This is a genomic window from Leptotrichia sp. OH3620_COT-345 (assembly GCF_003932895.1).
Taxonomy (GTDB): domain Bacteria; phylum Fusobacteriota; class Fusobacteriia; order Fusobacteriales; family Leptotrichiaceae; genus Pseudoleptotrichia.
Genome location: NZ_RQYW01000102.1, coordinates 1 through 575, shown reverse-complemented (window position 1 = coordinate 575; position 575 = coordinate 1). Strand labels below are relative to the sequence as shown.

Sequence of the window (575 nt, the reverse complement as noted above, 5' to 3'; positions counted from 1 at the left end):
GTGGAATCAAAACTATTGGGGACGCGTGGGACAGCTTCAACGAAACAATGTCAATTGCTTTAGTGCCTACTTTGAACGCTTTAACACCTATCATTAGTGGCTTAATAGACCAGATGTCTGACTGGGGCGAAAGTGCTGGTAAAGCTGTAACAAATGTAGTTAAGTATTTCCAAGACTTGTTTCAAAAACTGCAAGAAAATGCAGCCACTTTAGCATTTTTAGAGGCTTGGGATAGCATAAAAAGTGCATTTGGTTCCATAGTTTCTATTATAGGGAATGTCATAAATTCATTTATTGGAATAAATACAGAAACAACAAAAAACGCAACAAGTATAGATAACGTAGCAAAAAGCATAGCTGTATTTGCTGGTAAATTTTCAGAAGTCACGAAAAAAATAGCTGATTTTCTGCAAAAAATTAGTGAAAGTAAAAGCGCAATAGATACTTTAAAAGTAGCTTTAGCTGCTTTGGCTAGTGTATTCGTTGCTTTGAAAGTTATTGATGGAATCATTAAGGCTGTCGAGATATATAATAAGGTTGTTGAAGCTGGTACAATTATACAAGGAGCTTTCAAT

1 protein-coding gene is annotated in these 575 nt (G+C 35.1%); it reads left to right on the top strand.

From position 1 onward, the window contains the following. Window positions 1–47 precede the first annotated feature (47 nt). Window positions 48–575, top strand: a 528-nt coding sequence (locus EII29_RS11555; protein ID WP_199726099.1) for a hypothetical protein, incomplete at its 3' end; no start/stop codon positions are given.